Consider the following 2,085-nt stretch of genomic DNA (forward strand, 5'->3'; position numbering starts at 1 on the left):
CCCCCAACTCCCTCCCCCTACACCGACGTTCTGGCCACCGCCCGTACCGCCTTCGCCGGGTTGCAGGCCGGGGTGTGTGCCGGTTCGCTCGCTCGGGCTGTGGCGCACGTGAACGCCCGGGAGCAGTTCGGGCGTCCGTTGGCCACGCGGCAGGCGGTCCAACTCCGGGCGGCCGACGCGCACATGGACATCGAGGCGATACGCGTGACGGCGTACGAGGCGGCGTGGCGGCGCGACGCTGGACTGCCGTACGCAACGCACGCGCTGACCGCCGCCTGGTGGGCGTCCGAGGCGGGCCAGCGTGTCGTCCACACGGGTCAGCATCTGCACGGCGGGGCGGGAGCCGACCTGGACCATCCGGTGCACCGGCACTTCCTCTGGGGCCGGCAGCTGGACGCGTACCTGGGAGCCGGGGGCGAAGTGCTTCAGGAACTGGGGGAGTTGATCGTCGATGAGGAGGTGCGGCCATGAGGGCAGGTGAGGAGTTGCCCCCGCTGGAGATCGAGATCACCCGCACGCTGATCGTCGCCGGAGCCGTGGCCTCCCGTGACTACCAGGACGTGCACCACGACGCGGAGGCCGCACGGCAGAAGGGCTCCCCCGACATCTTCATGAACATCCTGACGACGAACGGCCTGGTCGGCCGTTACATCACGGACCACTTCGGACCGGGAGCGATCCTCCGCAAGGTGGCCATACGGCTCGGCGCGCCCAACTACCCGGGCGACACCATGGTGTTGACCGGCAGGGTCGAGGAGACGGACGGCGACACCGCGACGGTGCGGGTGCTCGGGGCGAACGGTATCGGCAGGCATGTGACCGGCACGGTGACGGTCACCGTAAGACCGGCGGACGCAGACGCGGACGCGGACGAGGTCACCGTAGGCACCAGGGAGGCCGGATGAGCACCCGTACCCGTGACACCCTCGGGGGGCAGGCGGCGATCGTCGGGATCGGGGCGACGGAGTTCTCCAAGGACTCGGGACGCAGTGAGCTGCGGCTGGCGGTGGAGGCGGTGCGGGCCGCGTTGGACGACGCGGGGCTGACGCCGGCGGACGTGGACGGGATGGTCACGTTCACGATGGACACCAACCCGGAGATCACCGTGGCCCAGGCCTGCGGGATCGGCGAGCTGTCCTTCTTCTCCCGGGTCCACTACGGCGGCGGCGCGGCCTGCGCGACCGTCCAGCAGGCGGCGCTTGCGGTGGCGGCGGGGATCGCGGAGGTGGTGGTCTGCTACCGCGCCTTCAACGAGCGGTCGGGGCGCAGATTCGGCTCGGGCGTGACGCACCGGGAGCCGTCGGCGGAGGGCGCGGCGCTCGGTTGGTCGCTGCCGTTCGGGCTGCTCACGCCGGCGTCGTGGGTGGCGATGACGGCGCAGCGGTATCTGCACACGTACGGGCTGACGCCGGAGGTGTTCGGGCAGGTGGCGGTGGTGGACCGCAAGTACGCGGCGACGAACCCGGCGGCGTACTTCCACGGCAGACCGATCACACTCGCCGAGCACGCGGCCTCGCGGTGGATCGTGGAGCCGTTGCGGTTGCTGGACTGCTGCCAGGAGACGGACGGCGCGCAGGCGATCGTCGTCACGTCGGTGGAGCGGGCCCGCGACCTGCCGCGTCCGCCCGCCGTCATAGCGGCGGCGGCGCAGGGTACCGGGCGGGCGCAGGAGCAGATGACCAGTTTCTACCGGGACGATCTGGCCGGACTTCCGGAGATGGGCGTGGTAGCGCGGCAGTTGTGGCGGACGGCGGGGCTGGGGCCGGAGGACATGGACGTGGCGATCCTGTACGACCACTTCACGCCGTTCGTGCTGATGCAGCTGGAGGAGTTCGGGTTCTGCGGGAAGGGGGAGGCGGCGGACTTCGTGGCCGAGGAGCGGTTGCCGGTCAACACACACGGGGGGCAGCTCGGGGAGGCGTATCTGCACGGGATGAATGGGATCGCGGAGGGGGTCCGACAGCTGCGCGGCACCGCCGTGAACCAGATACGCGAGCCGCGCTACGGCGGCTTCCTTGTCGTCGGCGGCGAGGGCGGAGTCCTGCACAAGCGGAAGTTCTTCGAGACCCGCGACCTCCTCAAGTT

Annotated in this window: 3 protein-coding genes; all 3 read left to right on the forward strand. The window is 70.8% G+C overall.

The annotated features are described in order from the left end of the window. Positions 1-471, forward strand: a 471-nt coding sequence (locus ACNFOC_RS53685; protein ID WP_416966211.1) for an acyl-CoA dehydrogenase family protein, incomplete at its 5' end; no start/stop codon positions are given. Next, a complete protein-coding gene (locus ACNFOC_RS53690; RefSeq protein ID WP_416966212.1) occupies positions 468-905 on the forward strand; it encodes a MaoC family dehydratase in 438 nt (145 codons plus the stop codon). The genes ACNFOC_RS53685 and ACNFOC_RS53690, both read left to right, overlap by 4 nt. After that, positions 902-2,085 (forward strand): lipid-transfer protein (locus ACNFOC_RS53695; protein WP_416966213.1); only part of this gene is annotated, 1,184 nt, incomplete at its 3' end. The genes ACNFOC_RS53690 and ACNFOC_RS53695, both read left to right, overlap by 4 nt.

It is taken from the genome of Streptomyces colwelliae (assembly GCF_048158785.1).
Lineage (GTDB): Bacteria > Actinomycetota > Actinomycetes > Streptomycetales > Streptomycetaceae > Streptomyces.

Bases quoted from the DNA above. Each gene is read 5' to 3' on its own strand.
- ACNFOC_RS53690 (WP_416966212.1), top strand. From the start codon at position 468: ATGAGGGCAGGTGAGGAGTTGCCCCCGCTGGAGATCGAGATCACCCGC.